We start from the raw sequence: 19332 nt of genomic DNA on the forward strand, positions 1-19332 counted from the left end.
TGTACTCTTCGGAGATATGGCTTAATAAAACCTACGTAGGCGATGTTGTGGTTTGAAGTGAATTTATTCATTTTTAAATAACATCGTAAACGCTCATTACATTTTGTATGAGTGCTGTAATCACAACCAGAGGTTAATCCAAATGGCTTTAAATCTTCAAGACAAAAAAGCAATTGTTGCTGAAGTCAACGAAGCTGCCAGTGGTGCACTTTCTGCAGTTGTAGCTGATTCTCGTGGCGTTACTGTTGGCGCAATGACTTCTCTACGTAAACAAGCTCGCGAAGCGGGTGTTTACATGAGAGTTGTTCGTAACACACTAGCACGCCGTGCGATTCAGGGTACAGACTACGAGTGTCTAACTGACACTTTCACTGGTCCAACTCTGATCGCATTCTCTAATGAGCACCCAGGTGCTGCAGCGCGTCTTTTCAAAGACTTCGCTAAAGAGAATAAAGATTTCGAGATCAAAGCTGCTGCATTTGAAGGCGCAGTTACTGATGCTGAAGTACTAGCGACACTACCAACTTACGACGAAGCTATCGCACGCCTAATGATGTGCATGAAAGAAGCTTCTGCTGGCAAGCTGGTTCGTACTATCGCTGCTGTTCGCGACCAAAAAGAAGAAGCTGCGGCTTAAGCCTTGCTTTTCACTGGTTGCTATTTAAACTTATTGTTGACTTAAAAGAGAATTGTTATGTCTATTACTAACGAGCAAATCCTAGACGCAGTTGCAGAAATGTCTGTAATGCAAGTTGTTGAGCTTATCGAAGCTATGGAAGAGAAATTCGGTGTTACTGCTGCTGCTGCAGTTGTAGCTGGTGGTGCTTCTGCTGAAGCTGCTGCTGAGCAAACTGAATTCGACGTAATCCTAACTGCTGCTGGCGCTAACAAAGTACAAGTTATCAAAGCTGTACGTGGCGCAACTGGCCTAGGTCTTAAAGAAGCTAAAGGTCTTGTAGACTCAGCTCCTGCAGCGCTTAAAGAAGGCGTTGACAAAGCTGAAGCTGAAGCTCTTAAAGCACAGCTAGAAGAAGCTGGCGCTTCTGTTGAAGTTAAGTAATTATTACTTAATTTCTTAGCCGCAAGGCTAATGGCTGGTGGTTTATTAACCACCGGCCTTTTTGCGCTGTAGGGCTATGACGAAATTTCCGCTGTTTAACCGTCATAATCCAAGCAAAAAAACAGTCATTTTTTCGAAATGATTGTTCACTACAGTAAACAGCTGTTTGTCACCGCCCCCTCTGAAGAGTGTTTTGGGTGGTTTGGGTCACTTATCAGCGAGCTGAGGAACCCCATGGTTTACTCTTATACCGAGAAAAAGCGCATCCGTAAGGATTTTGGTACTCGTCCACAAGTTTTGGACATTCCATACCTGTTATCGATCCAGCTTGATTCTTTCGACAAATTCATCGAACAGGATCCTGAAGGTCAATACGGTCTTGAAGCTGCTTTCCGTTCTGTATTTCCAATTCAGAGCTACAACGGCAATTCTGAGCTGCAATACGTTAGCTACCGTCTTGGTGAGCCAGTTTTTGACGTTAAAGAATGTCAAATCCGCGGTGTTACTTACTCAAAGCCACTACGCGTAAAACTACGTCTAGTTATCTTTGATCGAGATGCACCAGCAGGTACTGTAAAAGACATTAAAGAACAAGAAGTCTACATGGGCGAAATTCCGCTTATGACTGACAATGGTACTTTCGTAATTAATGGTACCGAGAGGGTTATCGTATCCCAGCTGCACCGAAGCCCAGGCGTGTTCTTCGACAGTGATAAGGGTAAGACCCACTCATCAGGTAAAGTTCTTTATAACGCACGTGTAATTCCTTACCGTGGCTCATGGTTAGACTTTGAGTTCGATCCTAAGGATAACTTATTCGTACGTATCGACCGTCGTCGTAAGCTACCAGCATCGATTATCCTTCGTGCACTTGGTAAATCGACTGAAGAGATCCTAGATCTGTTCTTCGACAAAGTGAACTTCGAAGTGAAAGACCAAACTCTACTTATGGAGTTGGTTCCTGATCGTCTACGTGGTGAAACTGCGTCATTCGACATCGAAGCAAACGGCAAAACTTACGTTGAGACTGGTCGTCGTGTAACTGCTCGCCATATCCGTCAACTTGAAAAAGATGGCGTTGAGCACATCGAAGTACCAGTAGAGTACATCGTTGAAAAGATTGCTGCGAAAGATTACATCAACGAAGCAACTGGCGAGATCATCGTTGGCGCAAACCAAGAGATTAGCCTAGAAGCACTTGCTAACCTGTCTCAAGCAGGTCACAAGACTCTAGAAGTGCTGTTCACGAATGACCTAGACCATGGTCCATTCATGTCAGACACTCTACGTGCGGATAGCACAGTAGATCGCATCTCTGCATTGGTAGAAATCTACCGCATGATGCGTCCTGGCGAGCCACCAACGAAAGAAGCTGCAGAATCACTGTTCGAAAGCCTATTCTTCTCTGAAGATCGTTACGACCTATCAACTGTAGGCCGTATGAAATTCAACAGCTCTATCGAGCGTGAAGAAGAAGAAGAGCGCGGTACTCTGGATGAATCAGACATCATCGAAGTGATGAAGAAACTGATTGGTATCCGTAACGGCATTGGTGAAGTGGACGATATCGACCACCTTGGCAACCGTCGTATCCGTTCTGTAGGTGAAATGGCAGAAAACCAATTCCGTGTTGGTCTAGTTCGTGTAGAACGTGCCGTTAAAGAACGTCTAAGCCTTGGTGACCTTGATGCAATCATGCCTCAAGACCTTATCAACGCTAAGCCGATCTCTGCTGCAGTTAAAGAATTCTTTGGCTCTTCACAGCTTTCACAGTTTATGGACCAAAACAACCCATTGTCAGAAGTTACGCACAAGCGTCGTATCTCTGCTTTAGGTCCTGGTGGCCTTACTCGTGAGCGCGCAGGCTTCGAAGTACGTGACGTTCACGTAACTCACTACGGTCGTCTATGTCCGATCGAAACGCCTGAAGGTCCAAACATCGGTCTAATTAACTCGCTATCTGCATTTGCACGTTGTAACGATTACGGTTTCCTAGAAACTCCGTACCGTCGTGTAGTAGATGGTGTAGTAACAGAAGAAGTTGATTACCTGTCTGCAATCCAGGAAGGTCAATTCGTAATCGCGCAAGCAAACACCATTCTTACTGAAGAAGGTACGTTTGCAGATGAGCTAATCACAGCTCGTCAAAAAGGTGAATCTGGTCTTCACCCACGCGATCACGTTGACTACATGGACGTTGCGACAAACCAAGTAGTATCTATCGCTGCTTCGCTTATCCCGTTCCTAGAACACGATGATGCGAACCGTGCATTGATGGGTGCCAACATGCAACGTCAAGCTGTACCAACACTGAGAGCTGATAAGCCTCTAGTAGGTACGGGTATCGAACGTAACATCGCAGTTGACTCTGGTGTTACAGCGGTTGCTAAACGTGGTGGTCAAGTTCAGTCTGTTGACGCTTCTCGTATCGTAGTTAAGGTTAACGAAGATGAATTGGTACCTGGCGAAGCTGGTATCGATATCTACAACCTGACTAAGTACACGCGTTCGAACCAAAACACATGTATTAACCAACGTCCAACTGTACTTCCTGGTGAACCAGTTGCACGCGGCGATGTTCTTGCTGACGGTCCTTCAACAGACCTTGGTGAACTAGCTCTTGGCCAAAACATGCGTATCGCATTCATGCCTTGGAACGGTTACAACTTCGAAGACTCGATCTTAGTATCTGAGCGCGTAGTTCAAGAAGACCGTTTCACGACAATCCACATTCAAGAACTATCTTGTGTGGCTCGTGATACTAAGCTGGGTTCTGAAGAGATCACAGCTGATATTCCAAACGTAGGTGAGTCTGCTCTGTCTAAACTAGACGAGTCAGGTATCGTTTACATTGGTGCTGAAGTTAAGGGTGGCGACATCCTAGTTGGTAAAGTAACCCCTAAAGGTGAAACTCAACTGACTCCTGAAGAGAAGCTACTACGTGCTATCTTCGGTGAGAAAGCATCTGATGTTAAAGATACTTCTCTACGTGTACCAAACTCTGTTTCGGGTACTATCATCGATGTACAAGTCTTCACTCGCGATGGCGTAGAGAAAGACAAACGTGCACTTGAAATCGAACAGATGCAGCTTAAAGAAGCTAAGAAAGATCTAACTGAAGAGTTCCAAATTCTTGAGGGTGGCCTTCTTAACCGTGTTAAAGCTGTACTTCTGTCTGGTGGTTACTCTGAAGCTAAGCTTGATACTATCGGTCGTAAGCAATGGCTAGAGCAAGTTCTAGAAGACGATGCGCTACAAACACAGCTTGAGCAACTTGCTGAGCAGTGGGATGAGCTAAAAGCAGACTTCGATAAGAAGTTTGAAACTAAGCGTCGTAAAATCACTCAAGGTGATGATCTAGCGCCTGGCGTTCTTAAGATTGTTAAAGTTTACCTAGCGGTTAAACGTCGTATCCAGCCTGGTGATAAGATGGCCGGTCGTCACGGTAACAAAGGTGTAATCTCTAAGATTAACCCTGTTGAAGACATGCCATACGATGAGAAAGGTCAGCCTGTAGACATCGTACTTAACCCGCTGGGTGTACCATCGCGTATGAACATCGGTCAGATCCTAGAAGTTCACTTAGGTTTGGCTGCGAAAGGTATCGGTGACAAGATCAACCAAATGGTTAAGGAACAACAAGAACTGCATAAGTTCCGTGAGTTCCTACAGAAGGTTTACGATCTTGGCGATACTCGTCAGAAAGTTGATATTGCTGAACTGTCTGATGATCAAGTTCGTACACTGATCAAGAACCTACGTGGCGGTCTACCGATTGCTACACCTGTGTTCGACGGTGCTTCTGAGTCTCTAATCAAAGAACTACTTAAACTGGGTGATCTGCCAGAATCTGGTCAGCTTAAACTGTTTGATGGTCGTACTGGTGATTCGTTTGAGCGTCCTGTAACTGTTGGTTACATGTACATGCTGAAACTGAACCACTTGGTTGATGACAAGATGCATGCTCGTTCAACTGGTTCTTACAGCCTAGTAACTCAGCAACCACTTGGTGGTAAAGCTCAGTTCGGTGGTCAGCGTTTCGGTGAGATGGAAGTATGGGCACTAGAAGCATACGGTGCTGCATATACTCTACAAGAAATGCTAACAGTTAAGTCGGATGACGTTAACGGCCGTACTAAGATGTACAAGAACATCGTAGATGGTAACCATAGCATGGAACCTGGCATGCCAGAGTCGTTCAACGTACTGTTGAAAGAGATTCGCTCGCTAGGTATCAACATCGAGCTAGAAGACGAAGAGTAATCCCTCTTTTTTATAAAGAAGATTGGATTACTTGGTAAAGGGGGCTCACTTTAGTCGGTGAGCTCCTTTAACTCCTTACAGGAGCTGAACGTGAAAGACTTATTAAACTTTCTAAAAGCACAGCATAAGACCGAAGAATTTGATGCAATCAAAATCGGTCTATCTTCACCAGACACGATCCGTTCGTGGTCTTTTGGTGAAGTTAAAAAGCCAGAAACAATTAACTATCGTACGTTCAAACCTGAACGTGATGGTCTGTTCTGTGCACGTATTTTTGGTCCAGTTAAAGACTACGAATGTCTTTGTGGCAAATACAAGCGCCTGAAGCACCGTGGTGTTATCTGTGAGAAGTGTGGCGTTGAAGTTACACAAACTAAAGTTCGTCGTGACCGTATGGGCCACATCGAGCTTGCTTCACCAGTTGCTCACATCTGGTTCCTAAAATCACTACCGTCTCGTATCGGTCTACTAATGGATATCCCTCTGCGTGATATCGAACGTGTTCTTTACTTCGAAATGTACGTAGTAACTGAACCGGGTATGACTGATCTAGAAAAATCTCAGATGCTTACTGAAGAAGAGTATCTGGATCGTCTAGAAGAATGGGGTGACGAATTCACTGCTAAGATGGGTGCTGAAGCGATCAAAGATCTGCTTTCAACAATGGACCTTCATCAAGAAGTGGAAGAAATGCGCGAAGAGTTGGAAACAACTAACTCTGAAACTAAACGTAAGAAAGTTACTAAGCGTTTGAAGCTAGTTGAAGCGTTCATTTCGTCAGGCAACAAGCCTGAGTGGATGATCCTGACTGTACTTCCAGTGCTACCGCCAGATCTACGCCCTCTAGTACCACTAGATGGCGGTCGTTTTGCGACTTCTGATCTGAACGACCTTTACCGTCGTGTGATCAACCGTAACAACCGTTTGAAGCGTCTTCTAGAGCTAGCGGCTCCAGACATCATCGTACGTAACGAAAAGCGTATGCTGCAAGAGTCTGTTGATGCCCTTCTAGATAACGGTCGTCGCGGTCGTGCGATCACGGGTTCTAACAAGCGTCCTCTGAAATCTCTTGCTGATATGATCAAGGGTAAACAAGGTCGTTTCCGTCAGAACCTTCTAGGTAAACGTGTAGACTATTCTGGCCGTTCTGTAATCACAGTTGGTCCATACCTTCGTCTACATCAGTGTGGTCTTCCTAAGAAGATGGCACTTGAGCTATTTAAGCCGTTCATCTACAGCAAGCTAGAAACTCGTGGCATGGCTACGACAATCAAAGCTGCTAAGAAAATGGTAGAGCGCGAAGAAGCGATCGTTTGGGATATCCTAGACGAAGTTATCCGTGAACACCCAGTACTGCTTAACCGTGCACCTACACTTCACCGTCTAGGTATCCAAGCGTTTGAACCAGTACTAATCGAAGGTAAAGCGATTCAGCTTCACCCACTAGTGTGTGCGGCATACAACGCCGACTTCGATGGTGACCAAATGGCTGTACACGTGCCTCTAACTCTAGAAGCACAGCTTGAAGCTCGTACCCTAATGATGTCGACGAATAACATTCTGTCGCCAGCATCAGGTGATCCAATCATCGTACCTTCTCAGGACGTTGTATTGGGTCTTTACTACATGACACGTGACAAGATCAACGTGAAAGGTGAAGGTATGTACCTTGCTGGCCCTGCAGAGGCTGAAAAGGCATACCGTACTAAGACTGCTGAGCTACACGCTCGCGTTAAAGTACGTATCACTGAAACTGTAGTAGATGAAGACGGCAATAGCACAACGAATACTGGCCTAGTTGATACGACTGTAGGTCGTGCAATGCTATGGCAGATCGTTCCAGCTGGCCTACCGTACAGCATCGTTAACCAAAAGTTAGGTAAGAAGCAGATCTCTACTCTTCTTAACGAGTGTTACCGTAAGCTTGGTCTAAAAGATACAGTAGTATTTGCTGACCAAATCATGTACGCAGGTTTCGCATACGCGGCACTTTCTGGTGTTTCTGTAGGTATCAACGATATGGTTGTTCCTCAAGCGAAATACGATGAAATTGAATCTGCTGAAGAAGAAGTTCGTGAAATCCAAGAGCAATTCCAATCAGGTCTTGTTACTGCGGGTGAGCGTTACAACAAAGTTATCGATATCTGGGCATCTACGAATGACCGCGTTGCGAAAGCAATGATGGATAACCTATCTTCTGAAACAGTTATCAACCGTGACGGCGAAGAAGAACAGCAAGAATCGTTCAACAGCATCTACATGATGGCTGACTCGGGCGCACGTGGTTCTGCAGCTCAGATTCGTCAGCTAGCAGGTATGCGTGGTCTGATGGCGCGTCCAGATGGTTCAATCATCGAAACGCCGATCACAGCGAACTTTAAAGAAGGTCTAAACGTCCTTCAGTACTTTATCTCAACGCACGGTGCTCGTAAGGGTCTTGCGGATACAGCACTGAAAACAGCAAACTCGGGTTACCTAACTCGTCGTCTAGTAGACGTTGCTCAAGACGTTGTAGTACACGAACATGACTGTGGCACGCATGAAGGTATCGACATGATGCCTCACATCGAAGGTGGTGACGTTAAAGTTGCACTTTCTGAGCTTGCTCTAGGTCGTGTAGTAGCTGAAGACGTTCTTAAGCCTGGTACTGAAGATGTACTGATTCCACGTAATACTCTGATTGATGAGAAGTGGTGTCAAATCATGGAAGACAACTCAGTAGATAGCATGAAAGTGCGCTCTGTTGTTACCTGTGATGCAGACTTCGGTTGTTGTGCACAGTGTTACGGTCGTGACCTAGCACGTGGTCACCTAGTGAACCAAGGTGAAGCAGTTGGTGTTATCGCTGCACAATCTATCGGTGAACCGGGTACACAGCTAACGATGCGTACGTTCCACATCGGTGGTGCGGCATCTACTGCAGCAGCAGAGAACAGCATCCAAGCTAAGACAACTGGTACTGTGAAACTTCACAATGCTAAGTTTGTAGTTAACAAAGATAAGAAACTGGTTATCACTTCTCGTGCATCTGAGATGACGATTATTGATGAATTCGGCCGTACGAAAGAGAAGCACAAACTTCCTTACGGTTCGATGCTAACCAAAGGCGACAACGCAGCAGTTACTGCTGGTGAAGTTGTAGCTAACTGGGAAGCGCATACCATGCCAATCATCACTGAAGTGGCAGGTCGTATCCAATTCGTAGATATGATCGATGGTATTACAGTTTCTCGTCAAACTGACGATCTAACGGGTCTTTCTTCAAGTGAAGTAACAGACGCAGCAGCTCGCCCAGCAGCAGGTAAAGATATGCGTCCAGCTATCAAACTTGTTGATGAGCAAGGTAACGACGTAATGATTCCTGGTACTGATATGCCAGCTCACTACTTCCTACCTGGCAAAGCGATTGTAAACATCGAAGATGGCGCTGAAGTTGGCATTGGTGACACACTATCTCGTATCCCTCAAAAATCGAGCGGAAACAAAGATATCACCGGTGGTCTACCACGCGTAGCTGACCTATTCGAAGCTCGTAAGCCTAAAGAGCCTGCGATCCTTGCTGAGCACACAGGTACTGTGTCTTTCGGTAAAGAAACGAAAGGTAAGCGTCGTCTAGTAATCACTCGTGAAGGCGGTGACGCTTACGAAGAGATGATTCCTAAGCACCGTCAATTGAACGTGTTCGAAGGTGAGAAGATTGAACGTGGTGATGTAATCGCCGACGGTCCTGAAACTCCACACGATATCCTGCGTCTACGTGGTATCCACGCTGTGACTCAGTACATCGCGAACGAAGTTCAAGAAGTTTACCGCTTACAAGGCGTAAAGATTAACGATAAGCACATCGAGACTATCGTTCGTCAAATGCTACGTAAGTGTACAATCACACATTCTGGTGACTCTCCGTTCCTACCTGGCGAACAAGTTGAGTACCACAATGTTAAGATTGCTAACCGTAAGCTAGAAGCTGAAGGTAAAGAACTAGTGCGTTTCGAACGTGATCTACTAGGTATTACTAAAGCATCTCTTGCAACTGAGTCATTCATCTCAGCTGCATCGTTCCAAGAAACGACTCGCGTACTAACAGAAGCTGCGGTTTCTGGTAAGCGTGATGACCTTCGCGGCCTGAAAGAGAACGTAATTGTTGGTCGTCTGATCCCAGCTGGTACTGGTTTCGCATACCACCAAGAGCGTCAAAAGCAACGTGAAGAAGAGCAAGAAGGTCCTTCAGCTGAGCAAGCTACTGACAATCTAGCAGCACTTCTAAACGCTGGTTTCTCTTCAGAAGAGTAAGCTCTACGAGTAGTCTCTAAGAGATAAGAAAAAAGGCACCTTCGGGTGCCTTTTTTGTATCTGGCGTATTGGTATTTAGCTATGACTTATAAAGTGATAGGTGTGATTATCTAGCTGGTGGGGTTGGATTTATGTCCTGAAGAGTGCTCTTTGAGGCCAGTAAGATAAAGGGTAGAGATGATTAGGCTGATTAGGGCTGTAACCATATGCTTATGGCTAAAGGTCAGGGCGAGCGAGTAAGCTCTGTCTGAAAGGTTCTGGGTAGTTTGGATAACCTTACAGACAAAACAAAAAGCTTGCACAGAGGCAAGCTTATTAAGGATTCAGCTAACTAAGCGCCTGGTGGAATCGCTAAACTGTCTGCAATAAGCTGGATAAGATTATCTTCTACTTCAAAACGTACTTCGAGTAGTTCACCTACTTTTGACATATCTCCTTCGAAGTTAGGCAACTCATCGTCTGCACTTACTTTAACGTACTTATCATTGAACTCTAGAAGCGGCTCGGTTGTAAGTACGATCTTCGCGTAAGTTGTATCAATCTCGTCATTGGTTTTAAAGCCTGTTGCTTGCCATTTTTTCATGACCATATCGTAGATCTTAAAATGACCCTCTGAGATATAATCGACAACATGATCGCAGAATGAGCTTATTTCTTTAGGAGAAGGGAGTTCAACAACGTTTGATTGCCCATTGCTAGCTGGCTGCAAGGCACCTAGCTTACAATACTCAACGATTAGAGACTGTCGAGTTTCGAGCCAATGATCGATGACCTCATTAGAGCCACCCCATTGTTCTTGTATTTGTTTGAATTTATTTAGCATGACCATGTCCTCATGATCTGATCACAACCTTGTGATCAAGTAATTGCCTAAGCAGGGTCCGTTTTATTGGTAGCTACTAAAAGTAATAGTTTGAATTATTCTCTGCTACAACTCTAGTATGAAATCAGATTGCCAGTAAAATGAACGAACTGCAAGCAATGAGGCATAGGGATGTTAAAAAAAAGTGATAACAAAATGACAGAGCAAGCTTATTGGTGCGTCGTTTCAGGTAGTGATATTTGGGTTAATAATGATCAGTTTCCTTATGGCTCAGCTGAAGAGCTAGGGCTGGATGTCGAGCATGCAATCTGCATTGGTCAGCATCAAGGTCGTAAGGTGTATTGGCTCAACGATTGCGATGTGGAGATTGATCTGAGCATGGTCAGCCTAAGAGATTTGCTTCACTGGCCTGAATCAAGTTTTCTGATCGCAAGCAAAGCTATCCAGTATGGGAACATGACACAAAGTATGCGTTTTTGCCCTCAGTGCGGCGGTCGTAATCATCTCAATCATAATCAGGTGGCGATGCAGTGTGGAGACTGCCGAACGCTTCATTACCCTCGTATCTTCCCGTGCATCATTGTCGCTGTACGAAACGACAACAAGATATTACTTGCGCAGCACCCAAGGCATAAAACGGGTATGTACACGGTAATAGCGGGCTTCCTAGAGGTTGGAGAAACCCTAGAGCAGTGTGTGGCGCGCGAAGTCAAAGAAGAAACGGGGATCGATGTGAGTAATATCCGTTACTTTGGTAGCCAGCCATGGGCGTTTCCATCGAGTATGATGATGGGCTTTCTGGCAGATTATGCTGGTGGTACGCTTAAACCCGATTACAGTGAACTGTCGGATGCCCAATGGTTTGATGTAACAAGCCTACCTGATGTTGCTCCAGTCGGAACGATTGCGAGACAATTGATTGAGAATACAGTCGATGACATAAGGAAAGCCGGCGTCGCGGAGCAAGAACTAGAACATTAAATTACCTGTGATAGTATTTGGCCTATGGGTGGTCAAACACTAAAAAAAACCCTCCACAAGTGGAGGGGGTAAGTAAGATGTCGTTATGAGATGCTGAGTAGTGACTACTCAGTTGTTATAATTGTAATTTTCGCTAGCGAACAAATTTTTAACATGCTCCTGTAATTGGGTGCAAATTAAGCATGGATTTAAAAGTTAATAACTTGATCTAGGTTGCAAAGCACACAGCTTTTACCCTTCAATCAGTGTTAGAATACTTGCCATCAAAACTAGACAAGATTGAATTGGAATTTAACGGAATGACCGAATTAAAAAACGATCGCTATTTACGCGCACTTTTAAAACAGCCTGTTGATTACACACCGGTATGGATGATGCGCCAAGCTGGCCGCTATCTTCCAGAGTATAAAGCAACGCGCGCTGAAGCGGGCGATTTCATGTCTTTGTGCAAAAACGCTGAACTAGCATCAGAAGTAACACTTCAACCTTTACGTCGTTTCCCGCTTGATGCGGCAATCTTGTTTTCTGACATCCTAACTATCCCAGATGCGATGGGGTTAGGTTTGTACTTCGAAACAGGTGAAGGCCCTAAGTTTGAACGCCCTATCACATGTAAAGCTGACGTAGAAAAGATTGGCCTACCGGATCCTGAAGGTGAACTTCAATACGTAATGAATGCCGTTCGTCAGATCCGTAAAGACCTGAAAGGCGAAGTGCCACTGATTGGTTTCTCTGGTAGTCCTTGGACATTGGCAACTTACATGGTTGAAGGCAGCAGTTCGAAGGCATTTACTAAAATCAAGAAGATGATGTATGCAGAGCCACAAACGCTGCACTTACTTCTAGATAAGCTGGCTGACACTGTTATTGAATACCTGAACGCGCAAATTAAAGCAGGTGCACAATCGGTAATGGTATTCGACACATGGGGTGGTGTACTTACTCCGCGTGACTACAACCTGTTCTCACTGCAGTACATGCACAAAATTGTCGATGGCCTAATTCGTGAAAACGAAGGTCGCCGTGTACCGGTTACTCTGTTCACTAAGAACGGTGGCATGTGGCTAGAATCTATCGCAGCGACCGGCTGTGATGCAGTTGGCCTAGACTGGACAATCAATATTGCTGATGCAAAAGCACGTATTGGCGATAAAGTGGCTCTACAAGGCAACATGGACCCATCAGTACTTTACGCACAACCTGAGCGTATTCGTGAAGAAGTCGGCACTATCCTTGAAGGTTTTGGTGACGGCGGTACTGGTCACGTATTTAACCTTGGCCATGGTATTCACCTAGATGTGCCACCAGAAAATGCTGGTGTATTTGTGGACGCAGTTCACGACCTATCTAAGCCATACCATAAGTAATTCAGTATGTGTTTTTAGAAAAAGCGCTGTCGAGAAATCGGCAGCGCTTTTTTATTATCTTTCTATCCGCACTCAATATCGACTAAATCATCGTTGATGTGCAGCTAATTAGGCATTTGGATCATGGCAGGCCAAATGCTCTGATACGTGCTTCCTGATATAGGGAATGACTTCACTTTCGAACCATGGGTTTTTCTTGAGCCAGATATTATTACGTGGTGAAGGGTGGGGAAGTGGCAAAAATTCTGGAGCCCAAGCCTGCCAGTTACGTACCGTTTCAGTGAGTGTGCTGGTGGCTTTCTCTTTTAGATAATAGTTTTGCGCATACTGACCAATCAGCAAGGTCATTTGGATGTTGGGCAGTGATTGCAGTACTTTTTTGTGCCATAGCGCAGCGCACTCCTTTCGAGGCGGTAGATCGCCACTTTTTCCCTTTCCTGGATAGCAAAAGCCCATCGGGACAATCGCGACTTTTTGTTCGTCATAAAACGTATCGCTGTCCATCTCTAGCCATTCTCTCAATCGCTCGCCACTGGCGTCGTTCCAAGGGATAGATGATTCATGAACCTTAATACCGGGTGCTTGGCCTATGATTAACAAGCGCGCGTTTGGGTGTGCCTGAATCACTGGGTTTGCACCGTGTGATAAATGAGGTTCACAAGCGGTGCATTGTCGTATCTCGGTGAGCAGTGACGAGAACATCAGTAGCCTTTATCAAAATCAATGGTGTGATTAAGTGTAAAACCATCTCGCCATTGTTGGTAATTATTGGCGAAGATCTCCACGACCTGTCTTGGCTCACTTAGAGCCGCAATGTGTGGTGTGATGGTTACTTGAGGCAATTTCCAAAACGGGTGTTCTTGTGTGAGAGGTTCGCATTCAAAGACATCTAAGAAAGCGTGTTCAACCCATTTATTCTTAATCGCAAGCAGTAACGCTTTATTATCTACGCTTTCCCCACGTCCCACATTAAACAGCAATACGTTAGAGCAGTAGCTTAAGGTGGTTTGATTCAGTAGTTGGTAGGTATCATCCGTTGATGGCAATGTGTTCACTACAATATCCGCTTGCTTGAGGGCGGCTTCTAATTCATTAATGTGGAAAGTTTCTTTGAAGGTTTCTTGCTTTGATGGGATACCTGTCCGGTTGACACCTATGGTGTGAATACCAAAAGCAGCAGCGGTTTTAGCTAAATGACTGCCAATTGACCCCGTTCCTAAAATCACCATGGTTTTGTCAGTTAGGCTAGTATAAAGCTGTGGCTGCCAGTTTCGTTGTACTTGTTGCTGGTGGTAGTGAGGAAAGTGTCTACAGTGGCTGATCGTGTAACCCAACACGTATTCAGCAATCGCAGGGCCGAAGATGCCTTTGACGTTGGTCAGCGTATAATCTTGGCGCAGATCCGGCTGAGTGAGTTTATTGATTCCTGCATAGGTACTTTGCATCCAGTCTAGATTTTTAAACTCATTAAGTCGCTCCGCTATTAAAGGAGGAGCTGCCAGTACGATCTCAGCTAATTCGGGGTTTTGAGTGATTTCGAGGTCAGGTAACCCTTGGTTTAGAATCAGTTGCGTATAGGTATCGTCATGCTCGGTAAGAATATAGAGCTTATTCGTAAAATTGTTCATCGGCTTACCTTTTCCCCCCAGGGTTTATCAAGTACACTTTCGCTGTCTTTTTCTGCAATTATTGAGTGACTATGCTTCAGAATCCACTGCAGGTTCGTCTTGAAAAGTTAGAACCTTGGCAACAAATTACTTTTATGGCGTGTCTATGTGAGCGTATGTATCCTAACTATGCCATGTTTTGTGAGAATACAGAATTTGCGGAAGCTCGAATCTACCGTGATGTTTTGGATAGCATTTGGGAAGTCCTAACCGTTAAAACGGCAAAGGTGAACTTTGAGCGTCAACTTGAGAAAGTAGAAGAGCTATTCCCTAGCGCAGATGATTTTGATTTCTATGGTGTTTACCCTGCAATGGACGCATGCCAAGGCTTAGCAACATTAATCCATGGTCTACTTGATCGTGAGCATATGTTGGAAGCGGTAATTAAAGTGAGTCAACAATCGGTGAAGACGGTTGCTGAGCTTGAGTTTGCTCAAGGCGCTGAAGAAGTGACGAACGAAAACCAGAAAGAAAACGAAGCGGTATGTGAAGAGTGGGACGTTCAGTGGGCCATTTTCCGACCTCTACGTGAAACGACTGAGCGTGACTTAGAGCTGATCAAAGACCTACGTCACGAACTGCGTGAAGACCCGGTCAGTAACATTGGTGTTGCACTATAATCTGCAATTGCATCAAGGTACGAGTAGAAACAAAGGCTCCCTAGGGAGCCTTTGTTGTATCTGACGCTATCAAATTTAGATTAAGCGTCTTTCTTGTCTTCTTTTTGAACCTTGCTTTCATCCGCTGACTTTGAGTCTGAGGTGTCGTTGTCTGCTAGAGTTTTTTCTTCTAGCTCGTCCTCTTCATCGCGGTTTTCGATAACACCGTGTGTCTCTTTCCAAGTTTCCCAGCGTTGGAACGCCAGTTCTTGCATGTCTGTGGTTTTATCTGCTTCGTCGACAATCTCTTCACCCACTAGGTGTTCAAAGATATCTTCTAGGGTGATGATGCCCTGAATTGTGCCGTACTCGTCCACAACTAAAGACAGTTGCAGGCGGTTTGCCATCATTTGGTCAAAGGCCTTAGCTAAGCCCATGTTGTTTAGCAAGACGTGGATAGGGCGCATCACTTCACCCAGAGCCTTCTCACCACAACCCGCTTGCTGCAATCTAAACAGCTCTAAGCGGTGGACAAAACCGATGATATTGTCAGTTTGCTCGCTGTAAACCAGTGGGCGTGAGAATGGCGTGTCTTTGTGTTGTTCTAGGAACGTATTGACACTCATTTCTGCATCGACGCGGAATACAACAGGGCGTGGTGTCATGACTTGAGTCACGGGTACATCTTGAATACCTAACAGATTGCTCAGAATTTTTGATTCACCTTCAGCAAATTCACCGCTCTCTTTTGCCAAAATAGCCATTGCAGATAGCTCATCACGCATTTTTGGTGCCTGGTGGCCGCGAGCTAAACGTTTGGTAATTTGCTCTGAGAACCACACAAATGGTGTTAGGAAAAAGACCATCCAGCGAAGCACATTTGATGATGCTGGAGCAAGTTGACGCCAGTAGGTTGCGCCAATGGTTTTTGGAACAATCTCAGACAGAACTAAAATACCCAGAGTTAATACGGCAGAGAATACGCCTAACCATTGGCTACCAAAAACGACTGCTGCTTGTGCACCCGCTGTCGCTGCACCTATGGTGTGCGCGATGGTGTTGAGCGTTAAAATTGACGCAAGTGGGCGGTCAATATCGGTTTTCAGTTTGTCTAATGACTCTGCTGCAGGGTGCCCATTTTGTTTTAGTTGAGCAATGTAGCTCGGACTAATACTCAAAAGTACAGCTTCCAAAACAGAACAAATGAAAGAAACTCCAATAGCAATGGAGACGTAAATAGTTAGCAGCAGCATGTTTGCCCTTAAATTAAATTGTACGCTTTAGCAGCGATTCAGCGTGGATTATAGAGAATAAGTAGTGGCTAGGTCATCATTAATTTTGCTCTCAGCCCCTTTTAAACAAGGGCTTGCTCAGTAAAATCAGTAACAAATTGTGAGTTATTACTCATATTATGGCTAAAACTACGGCATTAGAGCTAAAGATCGACGACAAACCTTTGCCAGATGGGGCATTTATGTTTTAGAGTGAATCGAATTCAAAAATACAAAGAAGGGAAACCTAAAATGAACAAGACTCAATTAATCGACTTTATTGCTGAAAAAGCGGACCTTTCTAAAGCACAAGCTAAAGCTGCTCTAGAAGCGACTCTTGGCGGTGTTACAGATGCTCTTAAAGATGGCGATCAAGTTCAGCTAATTGGTTTTGGTACTTTTAAAGTAAACCACCGTGCAGCTCGCACTGGCCGTAACCCAAAAACTGGTGACGAGATCCAAATCGCTGCTGCAAATGTTCCAGCATTTGTTGCAGGTAAAGCGCTGAAAGATTCAGTGAAATAATCTAAACTGTACCGAGGTAGTCGTATTCCACCTCGGTACAGGTTTTATGAAAAAAGCATTTCTTCTCGTTTCACTATTATCTACATTTCTCATTGGCTGTTCATCAACCAGCCCTCGCAAAAACCTAGAGCAATTTGAAACTCACACCGGCGGCCAAGTCATGGGCGACGCGACAAGTTTCTACTGGGTTACAAACAAGCTAACACAACCTCATACTTCAGCTGACTACGTCACTGTAGGCGATTACGGCTGGTACCAAACGGACTATGCTTGGTCGGAAGGTATACTTCGTGAATTTATTCGTGAAGGTGAGCAACGTAATTCTTCTAATGAGCTGGTTCCGTATAGTGTCCATGTGCGTTTTAATAAGTCAGGCGAAGCTGTATATCAGCAGTATCGTATTGATAGCAAAATTTTACCTATCCAAGTTAAGCAACTCGAAAGCTACCAGAAAGAAGCCAAGTCGGTTTTAGAAACTACGATGAAGCAGCATGACGAAGGGCTAAGACTGGTTCAGGGTTACTGGAATGGTCGTTCTTTTGAAACGTGTGCTGGTGGTGAGTTTGATCGCTTTGAATTTAATCAGACCTTGCCAAGCTTCGTGATCGATCGATTGGCGTCTGTGGAAAGCTATGCGGCGTTTCTTGGCAGTGATTCACTAGGTAAGATGAGCGTAGAAGAGTTACTGATGCTGGCTGAAGACAGCCATGATTGTGTCGTTAGGCCGTCATTGTTGAAAGAATAGCGATCAACTAAAGGATTGAGGGTATTTGGCTTGCTGTAGGCCAAGTGCTGATTTGTCTGTACAGGTACAGATTCCTAGAGAGATTGAGTGATAAAAAAGGCGCCTATCGAGGCGCCTTTTCTGTCATTTGCTTACTGTTATTGGAAAGTAAGCGAGTAACAAGATTGATTACTGTTCTTGCTCGCGCGCAATCGCACGGTAACCGATGTCATTGCGGTGGAACATACCATTCCAGCTAACTTGCTTCGTCAACGCGTAAGCGCGCTCCTGAGCTTCAGAAACCGTATTACCCAGTGCCGTTGCACAAAGTACACGGCCACCGTTTGTCACAACGTCGCCAGCTTCGTTATTTGTCGTACCCGCGTGGAAAACCTTTTGGCCTTCAACTTCGCTGGTTGGCAGTGAAATAACGTCACCTTTTGCGTAGTCAGCAGGGTAACCGCCAGCAGCAAGAACAACACCGATAGAAGCGCGTGGGTCCCACTTTGATTCTGCTTCGTCTAGCTTCTCATCGATAGCCATTAGGCAAAGTTCAACAAGGTCTGACTCCATACGCATCATGATAGGTTGCGTTTCAGGGTCGCCAAAGCGGCAGTTGTATTCGATAACCTTAGGCGTGCCGTCAGCATCGATCATTAGTCCTGCGTAAAGGAAACCAGTGTAAGGAGCGCCTTCTGCGTCCATACCACGTACCGTTGGATAGATAACTTCCTCAAGGATGCGGTTATGGATTTCAGGAGTTACCACTGGAGCTGGAGAGTAAGCACCCATGCCGCCAGTATTAGGGCCAGTGTCTTTGTCGCCAACACGTTTGTGATCTTGGCTAGTGGCCATAGGCAGAACGCTAGAACCGTCAACCATTACGATGAAGCTTGCTTCTTCGCCTTCAAGGAACTCTTCAATTACCACGCGGCTGCCTGCTTCGCCAAATGCGTTGCCTGCTAGCATGTCTTTGATTGCGTCTTCAGCTTCTTCAAGTGTCATCGCAACGATAACGCCTTTACCCGCCGCAAGACCGTCAGCTTTTACTACGATTGGAGCGCCTTGCTCGCGAACGTAAGCGATAGCTGGCTCAATCTCAGTGAAGTTTGAGTAGTAACCTGTTGGGATCTCATGGCGAGCTAGGAAGTCTTTGGTGAATGCTTTAGAGCCTTCAAGCTGTGCTGCCGCTTGAGTTGGACCGAAGATTGGTAGGCCAACTTCGCGGAATGCATCAACAACACCAATAACCAATGGTGCTTCAGGGCCAACGATAGTCAGTTCGATTTTTTTATCTTGAGCAAACGCGACTAAACCTGCGATGTCTTCAACGCCGATGTTTACGTTCTCAAGTTTAGGTTCAAGCGCAGTACCTGCGTTACCTGGAGCAATGAATACTGTTTCAACGTTTGGGTTTTGTGCCGCTTTCCAACCCAAAGCATGTTCTCTACCGCCAGCACCAATAATAAGTACATTCATGTTTTAAAATCCTTATAGCTGCTTCAGAGCCTTTATTTCTGTGTCAAACATGCTCACTTATGGTCATAAGCTCCGCGTGTTTTCCTTGAACTAAAGTCGCTGACTTGCTCTACGTATTTCAAATATCGGAATATTTAAAAAACAAAATTATAAGTTTTGCTCAAAGTAGTTGGTGATGTGGCTAGGCAGCAATTGAGCCCATCCCCGGAAGCATAGTCCACTATGTGACCGGGGTGGGCGAAAGCAGCTAACGACGCCACAGTGCCAAATACGAAGAGGA

At 45.2% G+C, this 19332-nt stretch carries 14 protein-coding genes; 9 read left to right on the forward strand and 5 right to left on the reverse strand.

Going from position 1 to position 19332, the window contains the following annotated elements:
* Positions 1 to 142 precede the first annotated feature (142 nt).
* The 4 genes from rplJ (at position 143) to rpoC (ending at position 9616) form a co-directional block, all read left to right on the forward strand.
* Positions 143 to 637, forward strand: coding sequence for a 50S ribosomal protein L10 (gene rplJ / locus MED222_RS00400; protein ID WP_009844673.1), 495 nt, complete (start codon positions 143 to 145; stop codon positions 635 to 637).
* 57 nt (positions 638 to 694) lie between these two features.
* The gene (rplL, locus tag MED222_RS00395; RefSeq protein WP_009844674.1) at positions 695 to 1060 is read left to right on the forward strand and encodes a 50S ribosomal protein L7/L12; all 366 of its coding nucleotides are present in this window, start codon (positions 695 to 697) and stop codon (positions 1058 to 1060) included.
* A gap of 234 nt (positions 1061 to 1294) precedes the next feature.
* Positions 1295 to 5323, forward strand: a complete 4029-nt coding sequence (gene rpoB, locus MED222_RS00390) for a DNA-directed RNA polymerase subunit beta (RefSeq protein ID WP_009844675.1) — start codon at positions 1295 to 1297, stop codon at positions 5321 to 5323.
* Positions 5324 to 5413: 90 nt separating this feature from the next.
* Complete coding sequence (gene rpoC, locus MED222_RS00385; RefSeq protein WP_009844676.1) at positions 5414 to 9616, forward strand: DNA-directed RNA polymerase subunit beta'; 4203 nt, start codon at positions 5414 to 5416, stop codon at positions 9614 to 9616.
* A gap of 331 nt (positions 9617 to 9947) precedes the next feature.
* Here rpoC and MED222_RS00380 read toward each other — a convergent pair whose 3' ends face one another.
* A complete protein-coding gene (locus tag MED222_RS00380) occupies positions 9948 to 10445 on the reverse strand; it encodes an Rsd/AlgQ family anti-sigma factor (protein ID WP_012604999.1) in 498 nt (165 codons plus the stop codon).
* A 165-nt stretch (positions 10446 to 10610) separates the two neighbouring features.
* Between MED222_RS00380 and nudC the strand changes: the two genes are divergently transcribed.
* Both nudC and hemE read left to right on the forward strand, forming a co-directional pair.
* The gene (nudC, locus tag MED222_RS00375; RefSeq protein ID WP_009844679.1) at positions 10611 to 11420 is read left to right on the forward strand and encodes an NAD(+) diphosphatase; all 810 of its coding nucleotides are present in this window, start codon (positions 10611 to 10613) and stop codon (positions 11418 to 11420) included.
* Positions 11421 to 11719: 299 nt separating this feature from the next.
* Complete coding sequence (gene hemE / locus MED222_RS00370) at positions 11720 to 12787, forward strand: uroporphyrinogen decarboxylase (protein WP_004729761.1); 1068 nt, start codon at positions 11720 to 11722, stop codon at positions 12785 to 12787.
* 108 nt (positions 12788 to 12895) lie between these two features.
* On the opposite strand, the gene MED222_RS00365 is transcribed toward hemE, so the two are convergent.
* Both MED222_RS00365 and MED222_RS00360 read right to left on the reverse strand, forming a co-directional pair.
* Complete coding sequence (locus tag MED222_RS00365; RefSeq protein WP_009844680.1) at positions 12896 to 13489, reverse strand: uracil-DNA glycosylase family protein; 594 nt, start codon at positions 13487 to 13489, stop codon at positions 12896 to 12898.
* Positions 13489 to 14415 (reverse strand): D-2-hydroxyacid dehydrogenase, encoded by a 927-nt coding sequence (locus MED222_RS00360; RefSeq protein WP_009844681.1) that lies wholly within the window; start codon positions 14413 to 14415, stop codon positions 13489 to 13491. Before MED222_RS00360 ends, MED222_RS00365 begins: the two co-directional genes overlap by 1 nt.
* 71 nt (positions 14416 to 14486) lie before the next feature.
* Here MED222_RS00360 and MED222_RS00355 point away from each other — a divergent pair, with 71 nt between their 5' ends.
* Positions 14487 to 15074, forward strand: coding sequence for a YjaG family protein (locus MED222_RS00355; RefSeq protein ID WP_009844682.1), 588 nt, complete (start codon positions 14487 to 14489; stop codon positions 15072 to 15074).
* Between the two features lie 80 nt (positions 15075 to 15154).
* Here MED222_RS00355 and MED222_RS00350 read toward each other — a convergent pair whose 3' ends face one another.
* A complete protein-coding gene (locus MED222_RS00350) occupies positions 15155 to 16306 on the reverse strand; it encodes a CNNM domain-containing protein (RefSeq protein WP_009844683.1) in 1152 nt (383 codons plus the stop codon).
* A gap of 270 nt (positions 16307 to 16576) precedes the next feature.
* Between MED222_RS00350 and hupA the strand changes: the two genes are divergently transcribed.
* Both hupA and MED222_RS00340 read left to right on the forward strand, forming a co-directional pair.
* Positions 16577 to 16849 carry a nucleoid-associated protein HU-alpha gene (hupA, locus tag MED222_RS00345; RefSeq protein WP_004729753.1) on the forward strand — a complete coding sequence of 91 codons (273 nt, stop codon included), beginning with the start codon at positions 16577 to 16579 and terminating at the stop codon, positions 16847 to 16849.
* 46 nt (positions 16850 to 16895) lie between these two features.
* The gene (locus tag MED222_RS00340) at positions 16896 to 17594 is read left to right on the forward strand and encodes a DUF1481 domain-containing protein (protein WP_009844684.1); all 699 of its coding nucleotides are present in this window, start codon (positions 16896 to 16898) and stop codon (positions 17592 to 17594) included.
* Positions 17595 to 17762: 168 nt separating this feature from the next.
* On the opposite strand, the gene purD is transcribed toward MED222_RS00340, so the two are convergent.
* Positions 17763 to 19052: a phosphoribosylamine--glycine ligase gene (purD, locus tag MED222_RS00335; RefSeq protein WP_009844685.1), complete on the reverse strand. Its 1290-nt coding sequence runs from the start codon at positions 19050 to 19052 to the stop codon at positions 17763 to 17765.
* Positions 19053 to 19332: the final 280 nt, after the last annotated feature.

The sequence above is a fragment of the Vibrio sp. MED222 genome, assembly GCF_000153005.1.
In the GTDB taxonomy this organism is placed as follows: Bacteria; Pseudomonadota; Gammaproteobacteria; order Enterobacterales; family Vibrionaceae; genus Vibrio; species Vibrio tasmaniensis_A.